The sequence below is a fragment of the Lysinibacillus sp. 1 U-2021 genome (assembly GCF_029916965.1).
Classification (GTDB): domain Bacteria; phylum Bacillota; class Bacilli; order Bacillales_A; family Planococcaceae; genus Lysinibacillus; species Lysinibacillus capsici.
The window spans coordinates 3,119,428-3,145,574 of record NZ_CP123966.1 but is presented as its reverse complement, the minus strand read 5'-3'; the positions used below and the strand labels follow the sequence as shown (position 1 = coordinate 3,145,574).

27 protein-coding genes are annotated in these 26,147 nt (G+C 37.8%); 15 read left to right on the top strand and 12 right to left on the bottom strand.

Annotated features, from left to right (window positions below):
* The first annotated feature begins 274 nt into the window (after nucleotides 1-274).
* Nucleotides 275-1,576, top strand: coding sequence for a DEAD/DEAH box helicase (locus QH639_RS16315; protein ID WP_048392216.1), 1,302 nt, complete (start codon nucleotides 275-277; stop codon nucleotides 1,574-1,576).
* 12 nt (nucleotides 1,577-1,588) lie between these two features.
* Nucleotides 1,589-2,482: a deoxyribonuclease IV gene (locus tag QH639_RS16310; protein WP_259419303.1), complete on the top strand. Its 894-nt coding sequence runs from the start codon at nucleotides 1,589-1,591 to the stop codon at nucleotides 2,480-2,482.
* 44 nt (nucleotides 2,483-2,526) lie between these two features.
* Here the strand turns inward: QH639_RS16310 and QH639_RS16305 are convergent, their stop codons facing one another.
* Nucleotides 2,527-2,763, bottom strand: coding sequence for a Nif11 family protein (locus QH639_RS16305; RefSeq protein ID WP_004227236.1), 237 nt, complete (start codon nucleotides 2,761-2,763; stop codon nucleotides 2,527-2,529).
* 165 nt (nucleotides 2,764-2,928) lie between these two features.
* Between QH639_RS16305 and QH639_RS16300 the strand changes: the two genes are divergently transcribed.
* From QH639_RS16300 to QH639_RS16290, 3 genes are read left to right on the top strand one after another with little or no spacing between them, the layout of a single operon-like run.
* Nucleotides 2,929-3,675 (top strand): metal ABC transporter ATP-binding protein, encoded by a 747-nt coding sequence (locus QH639_RS16300; protein WP_131520575.1) that lies wholly within the window; start codon nucleotides 2,929-2,931, stop codon nucleotides 3,673-3,675.
* Between the two features lie 13 nt (nucleotides 3,676-3,688).
* A complete protein-coding gene (locus QH639_RS16295; protein WP_131520576.1) occupies nucleotides 3,689-4,552 on the top strand; it encodes a metal ABC transporter permease in 864 nt (287 codons plus the stop codon).
* Nucleotides 4,549-4,977: a Fur family transcriptional regulator gene (locus QH639_RS16290; RefSeq protein ID WP_004227247.1), complete on the top strand. Its 429-nt coding sequence runs from the start codon at nucleotides 4,549-4,551 to the stop codon at nucleotides 4,975-4,977. Before QH639_RS16295 ends, QH639_RS16290 begins: the two co-directional genes overlap by 4 nt.
* 64 nt (nucleotides 4,978-5,041) lie before the next feature.
* Here the strand turns inward: QH639_RS16290 and QH639_RS16285 are convergent, their stop codons facing one another.
* Nucleotides 5,042-5,425, bottom strand: a complete 384-nt coding sequence (locus QH639_RS16285; RefSeq protein WP_048392221.1) for a hypothetical protein — start codon at nucleotides 5,423-5,425, stop codon at nucleotides 5,042-5,044.
* Between the two features lie 279 nt (nucleotides 5,426-5,704).
* Nucleotides 5,705-6,793, bottom strand: coding sequence for a 3-phosphoserine/phosphohydroxythreonine transaminase (serC, locus tag QH639_RS16280; RefSeq protein ID WP_131520577.1), 1,089 nt, complete (start codon nucleotides 6,791-6,793; stop codon nucleotides 5,705-5,707).
* A gap of 395 nt (nucleotides 6,794-7,188) precedes the next feature.
* Here serC and QH639_RS16275 point away from each other — a divergent pair, with 395 nt between their 5' ends.
* A complete protein-coding gene (locus QH639_RS16275) occupies nucleotides 7,189-7,725 on the top strand; it encodes a hydrolase (protein ID WP_131520578.1) in 537 nt (178 codons plus the stop codon).
* Nucleotides 7,726-8,028: 303 nt separating this feature from the next.
* Nucleotides 8,029-8,448 carry a hypothetical protein gene (locus QH639_RS16270; RefSeq protein ID WP_227744903.1) on the top strand — a complete coding sequence of 140 codons (420 nt, stop codon included), beginning with the start codon at nucleotides 8,029-8,031 and terminating at the stop codon, nucleotides 8,446-8,448.
* A gap of 32 nt (nucleotides 8,449-8,480) precedes the next feature.
* Here the strand turns inward: QH639_RS16270 and QH639_RS16265 are convergent, their stop codons facing one another.
* Entirely contained in the window at nucleotides 8,481-8,993 is a 513-nt protein-coding gene (locus tag QH639_RS16265) for a PCYCGC motif-containing (lipo)protein (protein ID WP_131520580.1), read from the bottom strand.
* A gap of 79 nt (nucleotides 8,994-9,072) precedes the next feature.
* Nucleotides 9,073-11,370 (bottom strand): YhgE/Pip domain-containing protein, encoded by a 2,298-nt coding sequence (locus QH639_RS16260; RefSeq protein ID WP_237898265.1) that lies wholly within the window; start codon nucleotides 11,368-11,370, stop codon nucleotides 9,073-9,075.
* A 192-nt stretch (nucleotides 11,371-11,562) separates the two neighbouring features.
* On the opposite strand from QH639_RS16260, the gene QH639_RS16255 reads away from it, so the two are divergent.
* From QH639_RS16255 to cyoE, 5 genes are all read left to right on the top strand, one after another.
* Nucleotides 11,563-12,042, top strand: a complete 480-nt coding sequence (locus QH639_RS16255) for a thioredoxin family protein (RefSeq protein ID WP_131520582.1) — start codon at nucleotides 11,563-11,565, stop codon at nucleotides 12,040-12,042.
* 100 nt (nucleotides 12,043-12,142) lie between these two features.
* Nucleotides 12,143-12,844: a tetratricopeptide repeat protein gene (locus QH639_RS16250; RefSeq protein WP_131520583.1), complete on the top strand. Its 702-nt coding sequence runs from the start codon at nucleotides 12,143-12,145 to the stop codon at nucleotides 12,842-12,844.
* Nucleotides 12,845-13,619: 775 nt separating this feature from the next.
* Nucleotides 13,620-14,177 carry a hypothetical protein gene (locus QH639_RS16245; protein WP_131520584.1) on the top strand — a complete coding sequence of 186 codons (558 nt, stop codon included), beginning with the start codon at nucleotides 13,620-13,622 and terminating at the stop codon, nucleotides 14,175-14,177.
* A 37-nt stretch (nucleotides 14,178-14,214) separates the two neighbouring features.
* Nucleotides 14,215-14,868 (top strand): alpha/beta hydrolase, encoded by a 654-nt coding sequence (locus tag QH639_RS16240; protein ID WP_066036432.1) that lies wholly within the window; start codon nucleotides 14,215-14,217, stop codon nucleotides 14,866-14,868.
* 313 nt (nucleotides 14,869-15,181) lie between these two features.
* On the top strand, nucleotides 15,182-16,132 hold the full coding sequence (cyoE, locus tag QH639_RS16235) for a heme o synthase (RefSeq protein WP_131520585.1): 951 nt from the start codon (nucleotides 15,182-15,184) through the stop codon (nucleotides 16,130-16,132).
* A 68-nt stretch (nucleotides 16,133-16,200) separates the two neighbouring features.
* On the opposite strand, the gene QH639_RS16230 is transcribed toward cyoE, so the two are convergent.
* From QH639_RS16230 to QH639_RS16205, 6 genes are all read right to left on the bottom strand, one after another.
* Nucleotides 16,201-16,935 carry a metallophosphoesterase gene (locus tag QH639_RS16230; RefSeq protein ID WP_131520586.1) on the bottom strand — a complete coding sequence of 245 codons (735 nt, stop codon included), beginning with the start codon at nucleotides 16,933-16,935 and terminating at the stop codon, nucleotides 16,201-16,203.
* Nucleotides 16,936-17,195: 260 nt separating this feature from the next.
* Nucleotides 17,196-17,645 carry a helix-turn-helix transcriptional regulator gene (locus QH639_RS16225; protein WP_009370152.1) on the bottom strand — a complete coding sequence of 150 codons (450 nt, stop codon included), beginning with the start codon at nucleotides 17,643-17,645 and terminating at the stop codon, nucleotides 17,196-17,198.
* A 138-nt stretch (nucleotides 17,646-17,783) separates the two neighbouring features.
* Nucleotides 17,784-18,188: a hypothetical protein gene (locus tag QH639_RS16220; protein ID WP_131520587.1), complete on the bottom strand. Its 405-nt coding sequence runs from the start codon at nucleotides 18,186-18,188 to the stop codon at nucleotides 17,784-17,786.
* A 90-nt stretch (nucleotides 18,189-18,278) separates the two neighbouring features.
* On the bottom strand, nucleotides 18,279-19,613 hold the full coding sequence (locus tag QH639_RS16215; protein WP_131520588.1) for a hemolysin family protein: 1,335 nt from the start codon (nucleotides 19,611-19,613) through the stop codon (nucleotides 18,279-18,281).
* Between the two features lie 32 nt (nucleotides 19,614-19,645).
* Entirely contained in the window at nucleotides 19,646-19,987 is a 342-nt protein-coding gene (locus QH639_RS16210; protein WP_237900989.1) for a MerR family transcriptional regulator, read from the bottom strand.
* A 216-nt stretch (nucleotides 19,988-20,203) separates the two neighbouring features.
* A complete protein-coding gene (locus QH639_RS16205) occupies nucleotides 20,204-20,689 on the bottom strand; it encodes a hypothetical protein (protein ID WP_227744916.1) in 486 nt (161 codons plus the stop codon).
* A gap of 195 nt (nucleotides 20,690-20,884) precedes the next feature.
* Between QH639_RS16205 and QH639_RS16200 the strand changes: the two genes are divergently transcribed.
* The 3 genes from QH639_RS16200 to QH639_RS16190 all read left to right on the top strand — a co-directional run bounded on the left by QH639_RS16200 (nucleotide 20,885) and on the right by QH639_RS16190 (nucleotide 25,506).
* Nucleotides 20,885-21,016, top strand: a complete 132-nt coding sequence (locus QH639_RS16200; protein WP_281116231.1) for a hypothetical protein — start codon at nucleotides 20,885-20,887, stop codon at nucleotides 21,014-21,016.
* A gap of 155 nt (nucleotides 21,017-21,171) precedes the next feature.
* Nucleotides 21,172-23,259 (top strand): methyl-accepting chemotaxis protein, encoded by a 2,088-nt coding sequence (locus QH639_RS16195; protein WP_131520591.1) that lies wholly within the window; start codon nucleotides 21,172-21,174, stop codon nucleotides 23,257-23,259.
* Between the two features lie 159 nt (nucleotides 23,260-23,418).
* Entirely contained in the window at nucleotides 23,419-25,506 is a 2,088-nt protein-coding gene (locus QH639_RS16190; RefSeq protein ID WP_281114827.1) for a methyl-accepting chemotaxis protein, read from the top strand.
* Nucleotides 25,507-25,565: 59 nt separating this feature from the next.
* Here QH639_RS16190 and QH639_RS16185 read toward each other — a convergent pair whose 3' ends face one another.
* A complete protein-coding gene (locus QH639_RS16185) occupies nucleotides 25,566-26,138 on the bottom strand; it encodes a 5' nucleotidase, NT5C type (protein ID WP_281114826.1) in 573 nt (190 codons plus the stop codon).
* Nucleotides 26,139-26,147 lie beyond the last annotated feature (9 nt).

The window sequence follows — 26,147 nt, the reverse complement described above, 5'->3', positions numbered from 1 at the left end:
ATATCTTACAGCTCTATCATAACATGTGGGGAATCTGCTAATCATTAGTTCCCTATAAATTGACATAAAAATTACATATTACAAGCGTTTTCGAACATTGTTACAGCGCTTTTTTGATTGCATATTCTGCGTATTTCAAGTACCTTTGATAAGGGCTTTGTTACGGTGATAATAAAACATTAAAAATATGTTTATGCTAGTAAGAAATAGGACGTAAATATACCTTAAAGTTCGAATCATGGTACAATGAAAAAGATGTTAGGAGGAACGAATGATGTCAAAATATACTGATTATAATTTTCAGCCATTTTTGCAGGACGCCATTGCAAATCTTGGCTTTACAGAACCGACACCAATTCAAAAAGAAATTATTCCGCTTTTATTAAAAGGGAAAAGTGCTATTGGACAGGCACATACAGGAACAGGGAAAACACATAGTTTTTTAATTCCAATTGTTCAACGTATTGATGTAGAAAAACAGGAAGTACAGGCCGTTATTACTTCTCCTACACGAGAGTTAGCACAGCAAATTTTTGATGCATTAAATCAATTAATAGAAGGAACTGCTATTCAAGCAAAACTATTTATTGGGGGTACGGACAAACAACGCTCCATTGATAAATTAAAAACACAGCCACAAATTGTTGTTGGGACACCAGGTCGTATTCGTGACCTTGTTTCAGCACAAGCGTTATTTGTGCATACAGCACCAATTTTAGTTGTCGATGAAGCGGATCTAGCTTTTGATATGGGCTTCATTGAAGAGATTGATGGATTTGCTTCCCAGATGCCAGAAAAGCTTGAAATGTATGTTTTTTCTGCAACAATTCCAGAAAAACTTCAGCCATTTTTAAAGAAATATATGGAAGCGCCAGTGCATGTCCATATGAATGATAAACGACCAGTGGCAGAAGGCATCGATTTTGTACTTGTACCAGTGCGCTCAAAATCGCGTAATAAACGTTTATTAGAAGTCATTGAGGGCATTAATCCCTTTTTAGCTGTTATCTTTACCAACACACGTAAAACAGCAGAACATGTTGCTGGCTACTTAAATGAGCATGGTATCCGTTGTGGCCAAATTCACGGTGATTTAAGTCCACGTGATCGTAAAAAAATGATGAAGCAAATCCGTGATCTTGACTACCAATACATTGTAGCAACTGACTTAGCTGCTCGTGGTATTGATATCCAAGGCATTTCTCATGTTATTAACTACGAGATTCCAGAAGACTTAGAATTCTTTATTCACCGCGTTGGTCGAACAGCGCGTGCAGGCAATAAAGGGACAGCCATTACTTTATTTGAGCCATCAGACGAGGATGCAGTAGTGCGCGTAGAAAAAATGGGCATTCCTTTTGTGCAAAAAGATGTAAAAGATGGCGAATGGTCAGAGTTAAAAGAGCGTCATGCCCGTAAAAATCGTGTGAAGCAAGAGAATGAAATTGATGTGAAAGCAAAAGCGTTGGTACGTAAGCCTAAAAAGGTAAAACCTGGCTATAAACGTAATATGAAGTGGGAAATGGAAAAAATTAAAAAACGTGAACGTCGCTTAAAGGCACGCGGTAAAAAATAAGGGGGCTTTTACATGTTACTTGGCTCACATGTTTCGATGAGCGGGAAAGAAATGCTACTTGGCTCTAGTAAAGAGGCACTGTCATACGGAGCCAATACATTTATGATTTATACTGGAGCACCGCAAAATACACGTCGCAAAGCCATTGCTGACTTAAACATTATGAATGGACTCCTGCATATGAAAGAGCATGGGATGACCAATATTGTTGTACATGCACCTTACATTATTAATATTGGCAATACGGAAAAACCAGAAACATTCCGTCTCGGTGTAGATTTTCTACAATCGGAAATTGAACGTACTGCTGCACTGGAGGCAACGCAAATTGTTTTACACCCTGGTGCCCATGTAGGAGCTGGTGCTGATGCTGGTATTGCTAAAATTATTGAAGGTTTGAATGAGGTATTATCTCAGGACTATCCCGTTCAAATTGCATTAGAAACCATGGCAGGGAAGGGAACAGAATGTGGACGTTCCTTTGAAGAACTTGCTAAAATTATTGATGGTGTAACGAATAACGAGCGACTTTCTATATGCTTTGATACCTGTCATACACATGATGCTGGCTATAATATCGTGGAAGATTTTGATGGTGTATTAAACGAATTTGATAAAATGATAGGCGTGGAACGCATTAAAGTATTGCATATCAATGACTCCAAAAATGTGCGCGGTGCAGGTAAGGATCGTCACGAAAATATTGGCTTTGGTCATATTGGGTTTGATGCCCTTAACTATGTCGTACACCATCCACAATTAATGGATGTTCCTAAAATTTTAGAAACACCCTTTGTCCCTCTCAAGAGTGACGCTAAATCTAAGGTAGCTCCGTATAAAGTGGAAATCGATATGTTACGAAGCGGTACTTTTAAACCTGAGCATATTGAAGCTTTAAAAGGCTAACAGAAATAACCCGAAATCAGGCTAGTTCTGATTTCGGGCTTTTTTTATTTTGTAAACAAGGCGATGAGTTGACGAGAGCGCTTTCTTCCTAAAACGGCCTCCACTTCAACAAGAATATCTTTAGGAATCCCTAAAAATAGCCAAGAAAATGAGAATTGCTCCAAATAAGGTCGAAGTTTTTTTACTTCAGAAGTCGTAATGCTAAAGCCTTCTTCACGAGCAATCGCGACAATTTCCTTATCCGTGCTTTGTGCTAATTGCTGTAAAAATTGAATACTCAAAGTCAATCCTCCTTTATCTCATTAATTTTCACGAAATCATTTATACACTTGCAATCAGCTATTCGAAAAAGCATCCATCTTCTTTTCTTTACAAAAACTGCACTTTCCTTTATACTTACAATTTGTAAATCGTAATGATTTTGAATTAGAAAGAAGCGATCATGCATGAAAACAACACTTATTGACATTGAAAATGTGTCATTTCAATATGACTATACGCAAGTTTTAAAAAACATTTCTTTTCGTGTAGAAGAGGGAGATTTTTTAGCACTTCTCGGCCCAAATGGTTCGGGAAAATCAACATTATTAAAAATTATTTTAGGTTTGCTGAAACCTTTATCCGGAGACATAAAATTATTTGGTGAACCAAGTGCAAATTTTAAGCACCGTGAATGGATTGGCTATGTCTCGCAAAAATCCAATGCCTTTAATTCTGGGTTCCCGGCAACCGTGCAAGAGGTCGTGAAAAGTGGATTAACGAAAAAATTAGGGCTTTTTAAAAGACCTGGCCGAGATGCCAAAGACAAAGTTCAAGAAGCTTTAAAGGCAGTTGGTATGGATGCTTATATGAATCGCAACATTGGAGAACTATCTGGTGGACAACAACAACGTGTTTTTATTGCAAGAGCTTTAGTCAGTGATCCCAAACTGCTCATTTTAGATGAGCCAACTGTCGGCATTGATCACGAGAATGTGCAGTCATTTTATGATATGCTGGCGAAATTAAATCGGGAACAAGGAATTACGATGATTCTTGTCACACACGATGTCGATACGGTATCGAATCGTATTAGCCATGTGGCATGTTTGAATCAAACGATTCACTTCCACGGCTATAAAAATGAATTTGATAATATTTCTCAGGATGCGCTAGACGCTTGGTATGGCCATTCCGTGAGAAAGATTCATTAGAAGGAGCAGGCATATGATTGAAGCAATTTTACATTATGAATTTTTACAAAATGCCTTTTTCTCTGGATTATTAATTGGCATACTTGCGCCCCTGCTAGGTGTGTTTATTGTTGTACGTAGGCTATCCTTGATTGCGGATGCTTTGTCGCATGTAACACTTGCTGGAATTGCTGGGAGCTTATACATTAGTCAATCAGTAACAGCCTTAGCAATGCTCAATCCTATTTATCTAGGAATACTAGCCTCTGTGAGTGGCTCTGTCTTGATTGAGCGTTTAAGACGTTTGTATAAGCACTATGAGGAGCTTGCCATTCCTATTATCATGTCAGGTGGTATTGGGATTAGCGCCATCTTTATTTCACTTGCCAGTGGTTTTAGCACAGATTTAATGAGTTATTTATTCGGCTCAGTTTCGGCTGTATCTCGTCAAGACTTATGGGTAGTGATTGGCATTGCTGCCATTGTGATAATCTTTTTGTTTTTATTTTTTAAAGAATTATTTGTTTTGTCTTTTGATGAGGAATATGCAAAAGCTAGTGGACTTCCAGCTCGTTGGGTTCATCTTTTATTTATGATTGTCACAGCGCTTGTCATTGCGGCAAGTATGCGCATAGTTGGTATTTTACTTGTATCATCTCTAATGACATTGCCTGTTGCAGCAGCAATGCGCTTAGCAAAGGGCTTTAAGCAAACCATCATTTATGCCATTGTTTTTGGAGAAACAGCTGTACTAATTGGTCTAATTAGCGCATTTTATATGGATTTAGCGCCAGGAGGCACGATTGTTGTCACTTCTATTCTGATTTTGTTACTTGTAATCCTAGGGAAGAAAGTAGCCTTTAAAATAGCTGCAAAGCAGGGGGAGGTAGCGCAATGAATATTTCAAGAGCGTGGGAAATATTAAAGGAAAATGGCTATAAAAAAACAGATAAACGGGAGTTAATATTAGATATGTTTGCAGCAACAGATAAATATCTAACAGCCCGTGATTTATTGGATGTTTTAAAAAAAGATTTTCCGGGAATGAGTTTTGATACTATTTATCGTAACCTTGCTACTTTTGTGAAACTTGGGATATTAGAAGAAACAGAGCTATCAGGGGAACGTAATTTCCGTATGCACTGTGAATCTGCGCATCATCACCATCATTTTATCTGTATGGACTGTGGCAACGTCAAAGAGCTTAATCTTTGTCCAATGGAAATGTTAGGTGAAAAATTGCCTGATTATGAAATTGAAAATCATAAGTTTGAAATATACGGTAAATGTCCTGATTGTAAGCATGAAACTCTGTCACATTAAATGTTGACAGAGTTTTTTTCTATGTAAGAAGAGGGTGCCAATAGAAGGCTACCCTCTAAAAGGATTAAGCTACTGCCACTCGACGAATCGCAACAATTTTATTGCAATCTACAATTAAAGGAGAAGCAGCTGCTGCACCTGGCTCAAGGAAGTATGCACAGCAATTTCTTGGATCGAAGGAAATGAAAGTCACACCTAAGAAGCTAATACCTCCAGATAAGAAGATATCTAGTGTAGTAGCTAGCTCTAATTTTCTTAATTGGTGACAAATACAGCCTCTACAGTTGCTGCTCATTCTTGGTGTACATTTTTCTTCTTTTTTACAGTGACATTTTTCCTCTTTTTGGCAATGGCATTTTTCAACTTTACGTTGACAGCATTTTTCCTCTTTTTTAGGACATTTACAGCCTTGCCAGTTCATATGTGACATATATCTTTTATCTTCCATTGTCTAGACCTCCCTTCCTCTAGTTTCGTAAGGGTAACCCTTACAGTAATAATCTATGTTTGGTGCATAGCTAGAGGCTGGCGATATGTCCGATAGGCTGCTTAAAAATCTATATTTTTCTCAAAAACTTTTGCAATGTGTAAAGCCCTAAGCTGAAATATTGCTATAAACATCTAATCAAGCTAATGGTATGGGAATAGATTTCTGATTTCCTTCTACAAGCGCGAAAAAAAGATGAATCTTTACATTTCTGTAAAGATTCATCTTTTAAATAGAAGTTTATTGATGTTTTTGTTGGAAATCTACCATGAAATCTCGTAAAGCTTCACATGCCTCAAGGGGCACTGCATTATAAGTGGAAGCACGACAACCACCTACAGAACGATGTCCATTCAGCCCAACAAAACCTGCTGCCTTTGCCTCTACAAGGAATAATTTTTCCAGCTCCTCATCTGCAACACGGAATGTAATGTTCATTAAAGAACGACTTTCTGGTGTGGCATGGCCTTTGTAGAAGCCATTACTATTGTCAATGGCATCATAAATGACTTTGGCCTTTAATTCATTATGTTTCTCAATTTCTGTTACGCCGCCTTTAGCTTCAACCCATTTTAACACCTCGCCTAGCATATAGATCCCAAATGTTGGAGGTGTATTATAAAGTGAATTACTATCAGCATGTGTTGTATACTTTAGCATCGTCGGAATATTTTTATTGGCTTTTTCAAGTAAATCTTTGCGAATAATTACGACCGTTACACCTGAAGGACCAAGGTTTTTTTGAGCACCAGCATAGATGATTCCGAACTTTTCAATATCAACGGGTTTTGATAGGATGTCACTTGACATATCTGCCACTAATGGAACATTTCCTGTATCAGGGTAGTTTTTCCATTGCGTACCATATATCGTATTATTGGATGTGATGTGAACATATGCATCATCTTCATTGAATTGAATATCTTCTAAAGCAGGAATATTGCGGTATTGGTTTTCTTTTGTGCTTGCAGCTTCAACAGGTGTCCCAAATAATTTAGCTTCCTTAAAAGCTTTCTCAGACCATGAGCCTGATAATACATAGCTAGCTTTTTGCTCGGTTGTTAAGAAGTTCATAGGCACCATTGTAAACTGAAGGCTTGCTCCACCCTGTAAGAATAGTACCTCATAGTTTTCAGGAATAGCATAAAGTTTTTTTAATAAAGTAATGGCTTCGTTATGTACTTCATCAAAAATGGCACTACGGTGACTCATTTCCATAATGGACATACCTGAATCACGGAAGTTTACTAATTGCTGTTGAGCATTTTCTAATACTTCTTGTGGTAGAGCAGATGGACCTGCGTTGAAATTGTATGCACGTTGTGTCAAAGTGGTACACTCCTTGTTTGGTTAATAACAGAACTTTACTGGATTATAACCTAATTTTCAAGAGAAAAAATAAAATTCTTAATATTTGAGCAGAATGGAGACAGACTCGCAACAAAATGTACACATTTAAGCAGGTATTTTTCATTAAAAACGAACAAATAGAAAGTTATTTTTGAAATTAAGTGATATTTTCCGTATATTAAATATTTTTTGTTGCCATAAAAACGATAATGTTCGTGTTTTAATTTACAAGTATTTCCTTCTCGGGAGTGTGAAACCTACAGGCTAAAGCAAAACCATTAAAATCGATTGTTAGAGAAAACTCCTTATTACTTTACGAGAGATAAGCAGGTTTTTGTATAATATTATAAAGAAAAGAAAAAGAGGTGTTCAGGATGTTTACAGTAGAGAAAGCTTGTTTAGTAGTGGTAGATGTGCAAGGAAAGTTAGCAACAATTGTTGATGACAGTGAAATGGTAATTGAAAATGTGGCAAAGCTCGTACAAGCAATGCAGGCACTGGAAGTACCTATTTTATGGCTAGAACAAAATCCAAGTCGTTTAGGGGGAACGGCTCTTGAGATTGCTCAGCATTTAGAAGGGCAACCGATTCCTAAAATGGCCTTTAGTGCGTGCCAAGAAGAGGCATTTGTAGAGGCGATGAAGGAAAATGGACGTACTCAATTCATTGTGACAGGTATCGAAACACATATTTGTGTGTACCAATCGGCTAGACAACTGAAAGAACAAGGATTTGAAGTAGAGGTTGTTGTAGATGCCGTATCTTCTCGAACAAAGGCAAATAAAGAAATTGGGCTTACAAAGATGCATGCGCTCGGTATTTACCCAACTAGCACCGAAATGATCTTGTATGAGCTACTACAACGTGCAGATCATGAACATTTTAAAACCATTTTGAAGCTTGTCAAATAACGTCACTAAAATCGAAACAATTGGTATATGTATTCCATTCATTGTAATAACAATTTTGTTTTCAAGAGAAATATATACAAAGAAATTGGGTTAGATTGAATAAATGTAGATGTCTAATGGGTCTATAGACCTTTATTGGGCATCTTTTTTATTTTAGGGCTAGATTATGTGTGACATTACTCATATAAAAACTTAGCCATTCCATTTGTTGTATACTATAATTAAAAATCGGGAATTCGTTATGGGTAAATAACTTTTAATTAGGATGATGACGATGAAAAAACAGTCATTTTTATGGGAGAAATGGAACAGCTAACATGGCTTGCCAAGCAATCCTCAAAGATCCCTCACACATCTGAGCAGCTTATCTCACAAGGGTTTTTACCTGAGGCAATTGGCCAATATGTGTTCATAACGAAAAATTTCTGGCAGCTTAAAGAGCCTTTATTATGGATTCATTCATTAGAAAATGCCTCTGTAAAAGGTAACTTTTATGCTCACTTGAAAGAGACAAATTCACAGACAGACGCTGCGATTGAAACAAAAGAAGGGCAATTTGTTGTAGCCATAAATCAAAATGCTGATAAGGAAGACGGTAAAGTAGCTAAAAAAGGTGAAATATCCTATGTTTTAATGGCAGAATTTGTTGGGCTCATCCTTGTCATTGCCGTTATCCTGTATATCATCCTTCGTAAACGAAAGAAAAATCAACTGAAACAATAAAAGCAAAGTCGCGAATGTGCGACTTTGCTTTTTTATGCAGGCATGTCCGTTGGTGTTGGTTTTGCATAGCCCTCTTTATACGTGTCATCAATGAACTGACGAATTTCTTTTAAGCTCTTGCCTTCCTTGTGCAGTTGTGCTGATTGGACAGCAATCTCTAAGCACACTAAACAACGCGTCCCATGATCATCCCAAACAATCGAACCATCCTCACGTTTTTCCTGAATAAAGCAATTTAAATTACTTTTATGGCCAGCAGATTCCCCACAGCCGCAATAGCATGGCATCCATTCGAGAATCTCTGTTGATTGTCCAGCGATTTGATAGACTAAGCGTATATTTTCTTGTTTGCCCTCTAAAAAGGTTGGTAGGACGTCAGCAGAAGCCGTTTCTTCTTGGATATCACCAGATGCCTCTGCATGGTCATGACCTTCATGTGAAGCGTCATTTGCTTTAGGAGAGGTTTCAGCACTGTTTTTATTTTCTCCACAAGCACTTAGTAACAGTAACGCCAATATAACAAAAATAGTAATCGATTTCTTCAAAAATAGCGCCTCCTACATGTTTACAATACTTCCATTATAACATCGTTTTCATAAACATTTACAGACGCCTCGTAGAAAATCAGTGAAATATATCTAATCCACGTGTTTTGTTCATGAAATGTTCCATTTTCTCGCTCAATAATTTTTTTAAGAAGAATCCGAACAGGATAAAAATGAACCAGAAACCAAATAGGAAGATGAGGTCCATCCAGACTGTTGACCAAATAATTCCGCCGACAGCTTCCCGCATCATTTCAATCGCATACGTAAATGGTAAAAAAGGGTTGATTATTTGGAAGAACCTCGGCAATAACTCGACTGGATAGGTTCCACCAGAGCCTGCAATTTGTAACACAAGCATCACAATCGCTAAAGCTTTTCCTACATTACCGAAGACGGATACGAGTGTATAGACAACCGTTACAAATACGAGACTAATAAAAAGTCCAAATAAGATAAAGTAGGCAGGTGCTTGAATGGAGCCGTCTACTAAGAAAATATCTCCAATGGTAATAATGAGAGTTTGAATAAACGAGAAAGTTGCAAATGTTAAGAGTCGACCAAAGTAAATTTCTCGAATACTATAAGATGAATCTCCGTGGAGATTCACAGACAATAATGAAATTAACAGTAAACAGCCTACCCAAATAGAGAGTACTGTGTAAAACGGTGTCATGGCTGTTCCATAGTTCGCAATAGGGAATACGCGATGTTCCTTTAATTTAATAGGCTCCTCAAAGAAATCACGTTCGGCGTTGACATCATTTTTTAGTAATTGCACAATCTCTGCTAGATCCGCTTCTTCTTCTAAAGTTCGTAGCTTATTCGCTAATTCTTTGATTTTAGCACTTAAAGTTGGAAATTCAGTTTGTATTTTTTGAATAGCTTGATTTGCTGTTCCTAGCGTGTTTTTGGCCTGTGTCAATTTATCTGTTGCCTGAGGTATGAATTGTTTTACATTTGTCAGCATGGTAGAAGCGTTAGTTAAAGTTTGCTTCGCACTGGTAAGGGTAGATCGAATTTGTGGCTCTAGACTTTCGCTATAATAGGATAAGAATTTTTGTAAATTAGCTGTAGCATTTTGTGCGATTTGCTGAATAGCTGTAATGTCTTGCTTGATAACATCTTTATCAATTGGCTTTAATTGATCCACTTTATTTAGTAAATCGTCATGTAGCGTCTGTAATTGTTGTAATGAGCTAAGCGCATTTGACGTAGAATCAATGAAGTTTGGAGGATGTTCCAAAGCTTCGCGAATGGCTGTCAGCTGTTCGATGATGGGTTGATTCGCTTCGGCATTACTTTCCTGTAAAGAACCAATAATGGTTGTTAAAGAGTCTTCTAATTGCTTACGAGTCGAAGCATCTGCCTGAATTAATTTTTGCAGTGCCTCAAGCGTTTGAATACTCTTGTTTATGTTGTCTTTAGAAGTTGACAATTGATTTTTAAGTGCCTCTTTCGTTTGCGTAATGGAGGCAGGGTCAAAATTTATACGATTGAGCTTATTGATGATCTCTGTAAAATGTTGGGCAATATTTTGAACAGTTGTGACATCCTTTTTGATGATAGGGGATAGTTCATTAAATAAAGCATCTGCTTCATTCACTAAATGTAAACCCTTTTGAATGGTAGTTAAACCATCTGTTGTTAGTTGTTCCACCTGTGGAACTTGTGTCAGCGCCTGATTAAGTAATTGATTTGCCTCTTTTCCTTGAGTAGAGGCTTGCGTTAAAAATGAATTAATATCAGGTAAATGCTGTTCGATAGTAAAAACATAGTTTTCGAATTTGCGAAAATCAGGTATGTCACGTTCCATTTCAATTCCAATTGAATTAAAAATAGAAAAAAGTGTCCCATTGACGGTGGATACAAATTCATTCGAAACCTGCTGTGTAAGTACGCTCGCTCCTTTACTTGTAATTTTAGGGGCAATAGGATTCTTTTTTTCATTTACATAATAATCAATATGGGCCTTCGTTGGTTGGTCGGTTAAAATAGAGGTTAGTTTTTGCGAAAAATCATTTGGAATGATTATGACTGCAAAGTAATCACCATTTTTTAATTGTTCCTTAGCTTTTTTCTCTGTTTCCAGCTTCCAAGTAAAGCTTTTATTCGTACGTAAAGTCTCAATTACTTCATTCCCGACATTAATTGCTTCATCTCTTACCGTGGTTCCCGTATCTTCATTGACAATCGCGATTTTCATATTAGAGGTGTGGGCGTAAGGGTCCATGGAGGCATAAATATTTAGCCAGGCATAAAGAGATGGAAGAAAAATTAGCCCACCTATAATGACAGCTACGACCCAGTTTGTGACAATATTACGGATATCTTTTGTATAAATTTGAAAAACATGCTGGAACGAGTTTTTCATCATGATCACCCCACATTCAAATTTTCATGAACTCTCACTATGTATGTTCCCAAATATACTTGAAATTATGTTATAAATGTGAAATATCTTCATTTAAAGGCGAATTAGTTTACTAGGTTTTCAAAACAATTTATAATCAATCGCGAATGCACTAAAACTAGGGCTTTTAGTGTAAAAAAGGAGGTCACTACTTTAGTGAAAAAATTATTAATTATTGGTTCGGTGATTGTTGTTTTATTTGCAGCAATTATTGTGCTTACCAACGTCTCAAACAAAAGTAAATTAGAAAGTGCAAATAACCCTTATGGCGATAAAAAGCTAAAACAAGAAACAATTGATCAATTGGATGATGAAAACTATCAAAACATTATGTTACCAGACGAACTAAAAGCTAAAATTAAAGCGGGTGAACCGGTCAATGCTTACTTCTTCAGTCCAATCTGTGTACACTGTCAAGCATTTACACCAGTATTAATGCCAATTGCCGATGAGCTTGGTGTTGATATTGCTCAATTGAATGTCTATGAATACGATGATCTATGGGAAAAATATAATATTGAAGCAACACCAACATTCATTCGTTTCGAAGATGGTAAAGAAGTAAATCGCTTTGTAGGAGCTCTTAAAGAAGAAGATTTACGAACGTTCTTAAATACGGTTGTGTTAAATAAATAGAAAAGGAAGAGACTGTATCATAATTATTTAGATACGGTCTCTTTTGTTTTTGTAGTGTATACTAAAAATACTGAATAGTTGTACACTGGAGGAATTCTGAATGTCAATGGATGATTATTTTTATAATGGTGAACTGATGAAATGCTATGAATTAGCGAAGCAGGTGACAAACGAAGAGGACAAAGTATTGGCACAAAAATATATTCGATTATTAGAAGAATATGAATATGATCGTTATCCAAAGCCAACTGCTCATCTCGAAGTACAGCATGTGGAACGAGCTGATGAAAGCTATCCAGAATCAGATCTAGTTGCAGATATACGGGCAATAAAAGATGAAGAGTCATTTGCGAAGCGTATTCAGCAATTGGAGGAAGTCGCAAAAACTGGAACACCCGCAGACAAGGCGCAATCTTTTTTTACACAGGGGGAGCTGTTCCTATTCGCACATCAATACAATGAGAGTGTTCACTGCTTTCAGCAAGCAGTAAAGCAAAATCCGAATAAGGCTGTCTACTGGGGGATCACAGGGCAGACGATGCATCGTTTTGGTTGGATGCCATTTGATGCGCTCGGTTATTTAGAACAAGCGATACAGCTAGATCCAACAAATCCTCGTTGGAAATGGAATAAAGCGCTCGTACTAATTCAATTAGCTAAGGATTTGCAAATGGCTCCATTTATGGCGAATGCAGCAATCACCTTAGAGGATGCACTAGCTTCTTGTGGCGAACAACAGCGGTCATTGAAAGAGGCCATTCAAAATACAGTAGATAATATGGATAGCTATGTTTTCTCCTGATATTTAGGGATTCCTATTTTCACCTTTCACAAACGATAATTACTTTACAACACTATGCGGATGTCCCCAATGTATATGGAGACATCCTTATTTTCTTGAAATAAGATTATGTCAACAGCGAAAAAAGACCTTTTGGCAAGGGAGAGGGTTGATTTCCGTTCCGCCAGCGTCCTTTCCAGGGGTCGTCCGATGAGACGCTTCACTCACTTGCGTTTGCTTCAGGGTCTCACCTGTGAAGCTAAATTCCCTAAGACTGAGGCTGGCTCCACTCCAATCAATCATTCTGCAAAGTGTCTTTACTTTTTTCATAGGAGCATAGCAATCAAATGGCCCATTATTTGTATTTTTAGAGGGAATAGGCTCTTATTTTCCATGTGGAGAAGTGAAGCGTGACACCACCTCTCCATAAAATGAGTAGTAAATACCTTCACTTTATTTGACTTTGCTAAGAAGATACATTTTTATAGAGTGGAGTGGGAGCCTACATGACTCCCGTTGGATAGCGAGACAGGCGAGCCCCTGCATGGATCGGTAACGGAGGAAACAATTTGGCGCTCGCCCACAGGAAAGCAAGTAGTCTTCAACGAAAATCTCTTTTCACCTTTCAAAAAATACTTTGGATGATTTTGTTTTCCAACACAGTGAGGATGTCTCCAATGCATATGGAGACATCTTTTTTACTGAGAAATCTAGTGAGCCGGGTTCGTTGCCATATTTCACAATCATGGTATGATAAGAAAGAAAATGATTTGTAGATATAAAGGACGGATTTTTTATGGCACAAGAAGCGGCAAATAAGTTTATAGAAAACGTATGTAATCATTTAGTTCGCAATATGAATATTACAAAAGTGGAAGAGCATTTTAAAGAAACAATTACTATGCAGCGACAATCAGCCGCAACATCTATGGACTTTTGGGACATGTTGATGATTAATATGCTTTATTTTACTGAGAATGAACAGGCTTGGCAGCAGGAATTTCTAAAAATGCTTCAAGCTAAGGAGTGGCTAAAGCCATCAGCTCTTGAAGAGGAATTATTAATGCATCAGATGCGAATTCGTCAACAAGTGGCAGAGCAATTGGATGCTGCAAAGAATTTATTCCATAAGCAATATGAGACAGAAGGCATGACAGAGGAAGCGATTATTTATGATTATGCCTATAGCTCTGCTGGGCATTCCATGCGTATGGATTTATTAACCGTGCTTGTATCCACGCCAGAGCAGTCAAAAATACTCTTTAACGCAGATCCACAAGAAACGATACGAATTGTCAATGGCTATATTGCCTACCATACTGATGGATTAATTAATAAAACAAAATTACACTAATTTTGTTACAAAGCTTCACGTGAAAGGAATTTGATTAATGAATACACCATTTACTTTTAACCATACACAACCAACAAATATGGACCCTACGAAGAAATACCCTGCTATTTTTTTGCTTCATGGCATGGGCAGCCATGAAGATGATTTACCACAATTAGTGCAAGATTTTCAAGAGCAATGTCATATATTTAGCTTGCGAGGGCCAATTACTCAACATCCCGGCTATGCTTTTTTTACCATTCAAGAGGTGGGGCAACCAGATCGTGCAATCTTCGATAAAGTGTTGATTGCATTGCAACGATTTATATTAGAGGCCATCGAAGAATATCAAATCGATCCTCATAAAGTATTTGTTTTAGGCTTTAGCCAAGGGGCGGTTTTAGCACAATCACTGGCCTTTGTTATGGGGAATTTAGTGACGGGTATTGTTGCATTAAGTGGCTATACGCCAAAGTTTGTGACGGAGGAATACGCTATTCGTTCTGTAGAACATTTACATGCTTTTATTTCGCACGGTGATTATGATTATGTAATCCCATCTCAATGGGGAATGGAAAGCAAGGAGATCTTTGAACAATTTGGTGCTACGGTGACATTTAAACAATACCCAGATGGACATGGTGTAACACCCGATAATCTTCGTGATCTAGTGGCATTTTTAGCGCAGCAACTACAGGAGGAAATTCAATAAAAGGAAATCCGAGGCAAAAATTTGTCTCGGTTTTTTTGGCTATCGTAATATGACCTATTATCAAATTATTTTTCTCCAATAGTGTTTGGAAGAATCGAGGCAAGAAGGTTCAAATTCACGTCAGTCGGTGGTATCATAGTAGATGTTGTGAATGAACGTGCTTTGTTAGATGAAAAACATGTACTTTATGTGAAAAGAGAGACAGAACAGATCTAAAAGGGGTAAAATAATAATTTGATGTGCTAGATGCAAATTTTGTCGCTTTCTATCGATGAAAGCGTGTAGAAATTATGGAGAAAAGGAATTAAGCTGAATGGAACAAAATCTGAAAACGGAGCATAAACCACTATCCTCCGAAAAAACAAGAGGGAAGTCATCACGTTCTTCTATTTTAGCGCAAACCGTCAAGACAGGGATTATCAAATCTAATTTAATACCTATGTGGGCTGGTTTAACGCTAGGCATGTACAAAAATAAAATGACGTTTGTAGACAATATACCAGAAATTATTTTTTCAACAATCGGTTCTGCCCTTGTCATTGGAGCTGCGGGGGCCTTTAATAATGTCTATGATCGTGATATTGATGCAATTATGCCTCGTACACAAAGCAGACCAACTGTAACAGGTGAAATGTCGGCAAAATCGACTTTATCATTAGCTGTTGTAATGTTAATTATTGGCGTAGCTGTGTTGGCACTTGCCTCTCCTTTAGCAGCGGCATTTGGATTATTAGGTGTATTCCTATATGTAGTCCCTTATACCATGTGGACAAAGCGTCGTACGATATATAATACAGAAATTGGTAGTATTAGTGGTGCGGTACCACCATTAATTGGTTGGTCCGCTGTATCTACAGATATTACACACCCAGCGATACTTGGTTTATTTTTTGTTATGGTCATTTGGCAAATGCCACATTTCTATGCTATTGCCATTCGCAAACGTGTAGACTATGAAGCAGCCAGTGTACCCATGCTACCAGTTATCAAAGGGATGCGTCGAACGTATTATCAAACCAATTTTTATTTAATATTATTGATTCTATCAAGCTTTTTATTTGGCTCGTTAAGTGTAGGCATCATGCTTGTGGCATTGATCTTAAGTGTTGCTTGGTTAGTGATGAGTATTTACGGTTATCATAGTAATACAGATCAAGTGAAATGGGCTACCAAAATGTTTGTTTTTTCCCTGTTCCATATGACTATACTATTCTCAACAGTTATTGTGTACTCGCTAGTAGGGGTTATTTTTAAGTTATATTAATTTTTCAAAAATGGCGCTGAAAAAATATCGTTGTGCGAAAACAATTACGAAAATAAAAACCAACAAGTTTACTCGTTACTTGTTGGTTTTTTATTATCGACTGAAATGATTTGGCGACTAGGCCACTCGAATGCATGTAACTGTCCGCCAAACACAGCGCCACCATCAATACCAATAATATTATTTTCTCCGAAATAAACACGATAATCAGTTGGATCATGATGCAGGTTATACGTAGGGGTATGGCCGAAGATTACTGTTTTTTCCCCTTGATAACCTGCGTGGAATTCCTCGCGAATCCAAAGTAAGCGCATAGGGTCAGTTTCGGCTATTGCAGCACCTGGCACAACGCCACCGTGAACGAAAATAGCATCCTCTAACTCAATATATATTTCAAATGTCTCCATTAACTGTAAATGTTCTTCAAGCTTAGGGAGCGTTTTAATAAAGCTAGGCAGAGTATTACTTTGGATGGCTTCCTCAAAGTCTGCCAACTGATAGCCATAGCTTGCTAATGTAGCCTCACCACCACAAAGTCCTACCCAATGGTTCCATGGCTTAGCAAGGCCTGAACGGCATGCATGGAGCATAATCGCCTCATGATTGCCTAGTAAAACTCGTGCACCTTTTGTCTGTAGTTCACTCACTAAATTTAACACACCACTAGAAGAGGGCCCTCTATCAATATAATCACCAAGAAGAAAAAGCTGGTCGTTCATTGGGTCATAGTTTGCTTTTAATAATAATTCTTCCAGTAGCCCTAATTCTCCATGTATGTCACTAATTGCTAGTATACGGTTCATTTACGAGCATCCTTTCTAATAGTACAGCTTTACCCTTAAGTATAGAGAATTATTCTACAAGTTTCGACTTTTCTAGCTTCTCCTAGCTTTTTTCATAGAATTTTTAAAGAAACAATTCTCTTACTACTATGTTTATCATATGAAGGATGTTTTTATAGCTTTATTCATTTGTCTAGAGAAGATGGGTGATGAGAGGAGGGAAATGCTTGAAACGTAACAGCAGAAGCAAATTGCAATGCTCCTACTGTTTGACTTAAAAATTATATCTGTAGTTTTTCCCATGCTTGCTTCGCTATTTGTTCATCAAATGTTGAAATGAGGCGAAAATTATTGCTGTCTAAAATGCGATAATGCTGACTGATGACGTTTTGCTGTAGTCGAAAACCACCATACTCCTGAATGTTTTTCCACCATATGTATCCACCCATTGTTTTCTCTTTTGGCTGCAATGTTCCATTATTTGCGATTAAATCTACAACCTCTAATGGATCACCACCAAGCTCATGCTGTAAAATCGTACTGTCTCTACACAATGTGCAAACTGTAACAGTGGTTGTCCAGCCAGCTAGTATACGGCCCTTTTCAATTTGGACAAGTGTTTTTTTTGATAATCCTAGTAAATCACTCATTTGATCCTGTGTGAAAGCTTTTTCTGTACGGATTAATTTCAGTTTTTCTGAAACGAGTGTGATTAATTGTTCACGATTCATCCTAACACCCCTTATTTTCAGATTGTTAAGTTCCATTATACATGAAAGTAAAGAAGCGTGTTTTTCTTTCACCTTGAGAAGTGGCAGAGATCGCGTAAAATTGAAACAGACTGCCCCTAATGGACAGTCTGTTGGATGCTAGATTTCATATTTTTTCGTATCCGAGATCACCCTGAAGTGAATGCCTTTAATCTGAGCGCTGACCTTATGGCGGAGTGTATCAATATCCACAAGCTCCTCTTTATTTTTGACACACACAGCAATCTCTTGTAATAGCTTTGTAAAAGATTCTTTAAATAGAGCGCGCATATTATCGAAATCTAAACTACGAAAACTCCCATCAATATCGAAAGCTTCCACTGAATTTAATTGCTTGGAAGCTCCTGCAAACCGATCATCGTAGACTGTGTAATTTTCATCTGTTACCACGATAATAAATAGAACTTCTCCCGTGATTGTTTTTAACTCAATATTTGTTTTGTGTTTTTTTACATCAGTAATAATGTGAATACCATCTGAATGATATAGCTTAAATAATGTCATGTGTATGGCCCCCTGCAACTAAAATCATTTTCTCTATTCATTATATAGTGAAATGGCTAATAATGGAATAAGGAATACTGTTTCCTACTGTTACGATTGAACCTCTGTTTTAAGAGGTAGACTTTTTCGAAGAGGACGAACCTCTATATAATGAATTTGATGACCTTGTTGCTCATAGATGCTAAAAATATAGGAGCCTAGCTCAATATTTTTTGATGCTTTAATGCCGTTATTCACAGTTAAGAACCAACCACCTAATGTTTCCACTTCTTCAGCATCCAGGGTAATGTTTAATAGATTTTCTACATCTTCCACAAGCATTTTTGCATTTAATAAATAGTGATGATCTGTAATTTTTCGAATATCCGCAATTTCATCATCATCAAACTCATCTCGAATTTCACCAACAATTTCTTCTAAAATATCTTCAACCGTTACAAGGCCAGATGTACCACCATACTCATCCATTAGGATAGCCATATGGATTCGTTCCTTTTGCATACGTACAAGTAATTCTTGAATGGGCATTGTTTCAATTACGCGAATGACAGGATTTATGAAATCTTCTAGAACTAAGGAGTCGTCTGTAAGTTGTTCAAGTAGACCCTGCGTTAATAGTTCTTTCGCATTGATGAAACCTAATATATTATCTCGGTCCCCATCATAGATCGGGTAACGCGTATATTTTTCAGCAGCGATGTAATGAATAATGTTTGTAAAAGATTCATTTTGTTCAATTCCAATAATTTCTGTTCGGGGAACCATGATTTCACGAGCAATACGTTCATCAAATTCAAAGACGTTATTGACATATTTGAGCTCAGATTTATTGATTTCACCACTTTTAAAGCTTTCAGACAGTAATAATCGCAATTCTTCCTCTGTATGAGATAGCTCATGTTCGCTAGCAGGTTTCATTCCGAATAAGCCAACTAACACGCGTGCAGAACCGTTCAAGAACCAAATAAATGGATACATGATCTTATAGAAAAACATAATGGGTTTTGCAAAAAGAAGTGTAATGGATTCAGCTTTTTGAATGGCAGCTGTTTTTGGGGCTAATTCGCCGACCACTACATGTAAAAATGTAGCAATGGCAAAGGCTGTTCCAATTGTAAAGATCGTCATATATTTATCAGAAATGCCGATTATTTCGAATAGCGGGTGAAGCATAAATTCAAAAGTTTTTTCACCAACCATCCCGATACCAAGAGCGGTTACAGTAATCCCTAATTGACACGCTGATAAGTATTCATCTAAGTGTTGAACAACATGTTTAGCAGCAACAGCTTTTTTATTGCCTTCTGCAACCAGCTGATCGAGTCTTGAGGAACGTACTTTTACAATGGCAAATTCTGTTGCCACGAAAAAGCCTGTTAAAGCTAATAAAATGGTAAAAATCGATAGGTTTATTATGGTCTCCAAATAGTCGTTCTGTAAAAACAGAACGTCACCTCCTAATTATGAATGAGTAATAATAAAGATTGCATTAATGCAATACTTTCGGGTGAAACATTTTTCTTAATCGTTTCAATTTTTTTATCATCTTGCCTGTTCATTTGTGCGAGCAGAGATGTAACATCATGCTCTAAATCTTGCATTTTTAAACGAAGCATCTGTACATCGATTTCTTCATAGGGTGTGATGTTTAACTCATGTTGGATTTGTACAAGTGAAAGCCCCTGTTGTTTGCGCTGTTCAATCAATTGAAGCCGTTTAATCATGGCTTGGTCATAGTAGCGATAATTTGCTGCAGATCGTTCTGCATCTAGCAAACCAATATTTGTATAGTAATCAATTGTTCGTTTAGTAATGCCTGTTTTTTCTGCAAGCTCGCCAATCTTTAATTTTTCTGTCCCAATGCAAACACCTCCAAACCATCACGTGATACTTTGATTATAACGTGATGGTTTTAGTTTATTCAAATGATAGCCTTTGATATTTCGAAATTATAAGATTTTTTTCAAAAAAAGAACGTTTCTACCATGATTAAATGGTAGAGACGTTCCTAGGTTTTACGGAAGTAAATAAGTATCGTATAGGTGATGGAGTGCTTCCTCACCATTTTTTTGTAAGAGAATTTCATCATTATATGTAAGTGTTATGCTCGTTTGTTGGCTATCAATTTTGTCGTCAATTATTTGACAGGTAACAGTCACAAAGCCTGATTCAGTAAGCTTTTCTTTCATATCGTCACTCCACGCCTGATCAGAAAATAGTGGTGGCTGCCAAGTACCTCTCACATGCAGCTCACTTTTTTCAAGGTCATAATCCCAGCGTATGTCACGTAAAATAGTTTTAAATAGGTCATTAACGGTAAACGATGTATCTTTATAGTTAATGTCTAGAGCACGTATTGCATGGACATCTCGGCTAACTGCACTAGCTGCGGAATTAGCAGCTGAATTGATGCCTGAAGCAGCATCTTTAATTTCTGAAAATCGACCACCACAGCCAGAAAGTAGTACGCAGATGCATGTGATATAAGCAACTTTTGTCATCCATTTCACAAGTAGTCCCTCCAGTCTAGTAAGTTGTTATAACTATCTTAACGAAAAGAAAAATATGAAGAAAGGGCATGAAGGCGGTAGTTTGTGACGGTTTTGCAACGATGCGACCTCCACTTGATTGTTCGGCATTTGAGAATTATATAAGTCTGAATATTTAGTAAAAAAACAAAAGAATGGGAGCGGTTTGTGATGAAAATTAATGATGAAATGCTTGATCGATTAGGAACATATTTTGTTTATCATGCTGTTTATGATAATTATGGAATTACGTTTGAAAACTTTGTGGAGCGTTGGCTACGAGGCATACTTGACATATAGCGAGCTATACGTTAAAACTCCTGGAAACAGGAGTTTTTATCTATAAAAAATACATATTTCCTCCTGATTTAGATACTTTACTCATGGTGATTGATGCTATAATTAGCTTAATTGGTTACTTATCTATTACTTTCTATCTAAAGGAGATGATGCATATGAATTTATTGGGGAAAATTCTCGCAACTGTCATTGGAACAGTATTTGTCGTATTTGCAGTACTGACCGTTGTGAATATTTATCAAACAAAAAATTTAACAATAGAAACAGCTCAAAAAATGGCACAGGCAGAAACTTCTGATCACGCCTACCAGATTCAACTTCAGCTTGATTATGCTATGGATACAGCACGTACGCTTGCAGCTAATTTAACGACAATGGTGGAAGAACAAAAGGCTGATCGTGCTTTAACAGATGCTATGTTCCAACGTATTTTGAAAAATAATGAGCAATTTATGGGTGTTTGGTCTGTATGGGAGCCTAATGCCTTCGACGGGCAAGATGAAAAATACATTAATACAGAAAGGCATGATGCATCAGGACGCTATGTTCCATTTTGGACGCGCGATGGTGATAGTATCGTTCCTTCTCCTATTGTTGATTATGATACATCTGATTTTTATCTATTACCGAAACAAAAAGGACAGGAAATGATTTTGGAACCATTTGTTTATCCTGTCGCTGGTAAGGATGTGTTATTAACGTCTATCATTGTGCCTGTTACGATTGACAATGAATTTAAAGGTATCGTGGCCGTGGATATGAGTTTAGAAACATTCGCTCAACTAAGCCAACAAGTAAAATTATTTGATAGTGGCTATGGTTCGATTATCTCGAATAATGGCATGTTTGTGACACATCCAAACAAGGATTATGTGACAAAGCCATTTGCTGAGCAAGAACAGTATACATATAGAAACGAGATCCAAACAGCCATTCAGCAGGGCAAGGCTTCTGTTATTCAAGATTTTTCAAGCTATTTACAAGAGGATAGCTATATTGTCACTGCTCCCATTCATATTGGAAAAGCGGAAACTCCGTGGTCATTGCTTGTCACAGTACCGACTAAAGAAGTGTTAGCACAAACAACAAAACTCACATGGACGATGGTCATCATAGGCGTTGCTGGCCTGATTTATCTTTTAATCGTGCTAACATGGCTTATTCGTCGAATTGTTCGACCTATCGTAATGGCAGTGGCACAGGTGCAAGCGATAGCAGATGGAAATTTAGCAGTGGAACCATTAGCGGAGGATAGCAAGGACGAGCTTGGTCATTTAGCAAAGGCTGTCAATATCATGACAAGTAATACACGAACATTGATTCAGGAAGCAAGGCAAATTTCAAATCAGGCAAGTACCTATAGTGATCGACTCATGTCTTCCACAAATAATATGAGTGTTAGTATCGATCAAGTGCTAACGACAACAGGTGAGTTAGCGACAGGAGCAACCTTACAAGCTGAGCATGCAGCCCTAACGCTAGGTGTAACGCAAGAGGTAGAGCAGAAATTGCAAGCTATTCAAGTGGCTATCAAGGAAATGACTCATCGCTCTCAGGAGACAACGCAGGCATCCAAGCAAGGATTGGTTCATGCGGAACAATCGATTCAAGGCATGGAGGCGATGTCGGAGCAAGTCACATTAACAGCCTCTGTTGTCCAGCAGCTCAGTGACCAATCGACTGAAATTAATCGTATTTTACAAGTAATCAATGCTATTGCAGGTCAAACGGATTTACTTGCACTTAATGCTGCGATAGAGGCTGCTCGTGCAGGTGAGCATGGGAAAGGCTTCTCTGTTGTAGCAGAGGAAGTACGCAAACTTGCGGAGGAGTCCGCCAAATCGACGAATCAAATTGCAGCTATTATTGATACGGTTGTGAAGGATACTGTAAAAGCAGGGGATGCCATGCAAAATGTTGTAGCTGCTGTGCAAACCAACACACAGTATCTTGATGCCAATAAACAAGCACTTGATGCCATCTTACAGCATATCAATGATACTGTAGCGCAAATTGACGAAGTGACAACTGCCTCTCATTTAATTCAAAAGGAAACAGTAGAGGTAGTGCGGGCAGTGGAAAATATGACGGCTGTCAGCCAGCAGTCCTCAGCAGGAACAGAGGAGCTATTAGCAACGATGGAGCAGCAAAATACCGCGGTTCATGAGCTGAAAAATATGGCGGAAAGCTTATCTGGTATGACGAACTCCTTACAACAAACACTAGCAAAATTTCATTCTTAGTAGAGAACTAAGGTTGCGTGTCATCTTCTGTACAACGGGATGACATGCAGCTATATTGTGAGTTACTTTCTAAAGAAAAAATTTTTCTGAATATTTTGTTATTTATTGTCGCATAAATGCTATTATTTATTTAGTTGCTATAGGCAGGAGCTGGTACATATGAAATTACTACATAAAATTTTACTGACAACGTTATCTACAATGATGTTTGTGTTCATCATTATTTTAAGTGTCAATATTGTAAAAACTAATTCATTAGCAGTGGAGGATGCACGACAGCTTGCTCAATCGAGGGCGTCCGAAAGTGCATATCAAATGCAAATGGAACTTGATTATGCGATGGATACAGCAAGGACAGTAGCCTCTAATCTCCAAACAATGGTAGCTAATCATAAGGGAGATCGTGATTTAGCAAACGAGATGCTCAAACAATTACTCGAACAAAATGACACCTTTCTAGGGGTTTGGACAATTTGGGAGCCAAATGCCTTTGATGGACAAGATGCTCATTTTGCCAATTTGAAAGGGCATGATACATCAGGGCGTTTCCTTCCATATTGGGCACGCAGCAACAAAGGTGTGACGCTTGCTCCTCTAGAAGACTATGAAACTAGTGATTATTATGTATTACCTAAAACGTTGAAACAAGAGGTTATTTTAGAGCCGCTCACTTACCCAATTGATGGTCAAGAAGTATTAATGACGTCCACAGCTATCCCTATTCAAATAGATGGAAAAGTCGTTGGTCTTGTTGGAATTGATATAAGCTTAGAAACATTGGTTGCCATTAATAATAAAATCGTACTATATGATACAGGGTATAGTGCCATTGTGTCTCATAAGGGGTCATTTGTTTCCCATCCATCTCCTGATTATGTCAATAGACCAGTGACTGAAATGGAGAAATATAAAAGTGCGGATAAAATTTTGTCTGCTGTTGAGCAGGGCAAACCCTATCTAGTAGAGGATTATTCAACCTATTTGCAGGAAGCTTCCTTTATTGCTGTCTCACCTATCCAAATTGGTCAAACGTCGACACCGTGGGCATTGCAGGTAATTATTCCATCTGAAGAGGTAATGGCCGCCGCAAGTGAGGCAATGTGGTTATCGATACTACTAGCTATTATTGGTATTATTGTATTAGTTGGTGCCATTACTTGGATAGCTCAACGGATCGTCAAACCAGTGGTTCAGACAGTGGAACAGGTCAAAACTATTGCTGGTGGAAATTTAGCAGTGGAGCCGTTACAGGTTCGTTCGAAGGATGAAATTGGTGAGCTTGCACATGCAATGAATCATATGACAGACAATATGCGCGAGCTGTTACAAGCAGCTACACATATTTCCAATCAGGTGAATGTATACAGCGGAGAATTACGTGCTTCTACCAATGATATGAGCATCAGTATCGAACAGGTGTTAACCACAACAAGTGAGTTGGCGACAGGTGCTACTGTACAAGCCGAACAGGCATCTACCACATTAGGCGTTACACAAGAGGTTGAGCAGAAATTGCAAGCAATTCAAATGGCAATTGAAGAAATGCTTCAGGATTCTCAGCATACAACAGCGTCTTCTAAACAAGGTTTAATTCATGCAGAGCAGTCTATTCAAGGGATGGAAGTGATGTCTGAAAAAGTGTCACTGACAGCTATGGTCGTCCAACAGCTCAGTGACCAATCAACAGAAATTAATCGTATTTTACAAGTCATTAATGCTATTGCAGGTCAAACAAATTTATTAGCATTAAATGCGGCGATAGAAGCTGCTCGTGCAGGTGAGCATGGCAAGGGCTTTTCGATTGTGGCAGAGGAAGTACGAAAGCTTGCAGAGGAATCAGCCAAATCAACGAGCCAAATCGCCTCCATTATTGATATGGTTGTTAGGGAAGCAGCAAAGGCTAGTGATGCTATGCAAACTGTTGTCTTAGCTGTGGAAAACAATACGCAATATATTGATGCCAATAAGCAGGCACTTGATGCGATTTTACGCCATATTGTCGATACAGTAGCGCAAATCGATAATGTGACAGCTGCCTCCAGTGTCATTCAACGGGAGACGCAGGAGGTTGTCCGTGCAGTAGAAAATATGACGGCTGTTAGCCAGCAATCCTCTGCAGGAACAGAGGAGCTATTGGCAACGATGGAACAACAGAATTTAGCGGTTCATGACATCAATAACAAAGCTCAACAATTAACAGCTATGACGGACTCATTACAGGCAGCACTCGCTAAATTTCAATATTAAATTAAAAGAGCTGTAGGCGAGTTGAAATTTACATCCAACCTTGCCTACAGCTCTTATACTTATTTGAAAAATTGTGTAATAAATTGATTCGCTTCCTGCCAGTTATAAACCCTTACAACATTATTAGGAACAGCAAGACGATTATAAGGTGTGTCAAATAACACAACAGGTATTTTTAACTCCTCTGCCAGCATTACTGCATTATCATGCTTATCCTCAAAGAAAGCTTCTACACGATGTTTTTTTGCAGCGGCTAGTTTATCATGGCTGCCGAGAAGCTCGATATGGTCGTAAGGTATAGCTTGCGATTTAAACCAATTGACCGTGATGTCTGCTACATTTTCACCTCGAGCAGAAATATAATACAGCTCAAAATTATTTTTCCAAGCGCTTAGAATATTTTTTGCATCTTTTGCCACCTCAGAGACTTCGTACATGTAAGGTTCATTTTCCTTAAACCAAGTATTAAAGGCACTTCGGTCAATAGGTTGTGGGAAGGCAGATAAAAAATCATATTCACAAACATCATCCAGCGTAATATTTACATTGTACTGTTTATTAATATGTGGAATGAGTGTACTTGGACATGTCACAGTCCCATCAATATCAATACCAAAGCGGGGCTTTTTCATGCTAGCACC

What these genes read in the sequence shown, in the direction of transcription:
- QH639_RS16285 (WP_048392221.1), bottom strand. Translation starts at nt 5,425, where the DNA reads ATGGAAGATAAAAGATATATGTCACATATGAACTGGCAAGGCTGTAAA.
- QH639_RS16290 (WP_004227247.1), top strand. Translation starts at nt 4,549, where the DNA reads ATGAATATTTCAAGAGCGTGGGAAATATTAAAGGAAAATGGCTATAAA.
- cyoE (WP_131520585.1), top strand. Translation starts at nt 15,182, where the DNA reads ATGGAACAAAATCTGAAAACGGAGCATAAACCACTATCCTCCGAAAAA.
- QH639_RS16275 (WP_131520578.1), top strand. Translation starts at nt 7,189, where the DNA reads ATGTTTACAGTAGAGAAAGCTTGTTTAGTAGTGGTAGATGTGCAAGGA.
- QH639_RS16260 (WP_237898265.1), bottom strand. Translation starts at nt 11,370, where the DNA reads ATGATGAAAAACTCGTTCCAGCATGTTTTTCAAATTTATACAAAAGAT.
- QH639_RS16190 (WP_281114827.1), top strand. Translation starts at nt 23,419, where the DNA reads ATGAAATTACTACATAAAATTTTACTGACAACGTTATCTACAATGATG.
- QH639_RS16195 (WP_131520591.1), top strand. Translation starts at nt 21,172, where the DNA reads ATGAATTTATTGGGGAAAATTCTCGCAACTGTCATTGGAACAGTATTT.
- QH639_RS16250 (WP_131520583.1), top strand. Translation starts at nt 12,143, where the DNA reads ATGTCAATGGATGATTATTTTTATAATGGTGAACTGATGAAATGCTAT.
- QH639_RS16220 (WP_131520587.1), bottom strand. Translation starts at nt 18,188, where the DNA reads ATGACATTATTTAAGCTATATCATTCAGATGGTATTCACATTATTACT.
- QH639_RS16295 (WP_131520576.1), top strand. Translation starts at nt 3,689, where the DNA reads ATGATTGAAGCAATTTTACATTATGAATTTTTACAAAATGCCTTTTTC.
- QH639_RS16310 (WP_259419303.1), top strand. Translation starts at nt 1,589, where the DNA reads ATGTTACTTGGCTCACATGTTTCGATGAGCGGGAAAGAAATGCTACTT.
- QH639_RS16185 (WP_281114826.1), bottom strand. Translation starts at nt 26,138, where the DNA reads ATGAAAAAGCCCCGCTTTGGTATTGATATTGATGGGACTGTGACATGT.
- QH639_RS16240 (WP_066036432.1), top strand. Translation starts at nt 14,215, where the DNA reads ATGAATACACCATTTACTTTTAACCATACACAACCAACAAATATGGAC.
- QH639_RS16245 (WP_131520584.1), top strand. Translation starts at nt 13,620, where the DNA reads ATGGCACAAGAAGCGGCAAATAAGTTTATAGAAAACGTATGTAATCAT.
- QH639_RS16270 (WP_227744903.1), top strand. Translation starts at nt 8,029, where the DNA reads ATGGAACAGCTAACATGGCTTGCCAAGCAATCCTCAAAGATCCCTCAC.
- QH639_RS16300 (WP_131520575.1), top strand. Translation starts at nt 2,929, where the DNA reads ATGAAAACAACACTTATTGACATTGAAAATGTGTCATTTCAATATGAC.
- QH639_RS16205 (WP_227744916.1), bottom strand. Translation starts at nt 20,689, where the DNA reads ATGACAAAAGTTGCTTATATCACATGCATCTGCGTACTACTTTCTGGC.
- QH639_RS16315 (WP_048392216.1), top strand. Translation starts at nt 275, where the DNA reads ATGTCAAAATATACTGATTATAATTTTCAGCCATTTTTGCAGGACGCC.
- QH639_RS16230 (WP_131520586.1), bottom strand. Translation starts at nt 16,935, where the DNA reads ATGAACCGTATACTAGCAATTAGTGACATACATGGAGAATTAGGGCTA.
- QH639_RS16225 (WP_009370152.1), bottom strand. Translation starts at nt 17,645, where the DNA reads ATGAATCGTGAACAATTAATCACACTCGTTTCAGAAAAACTGAAATTA.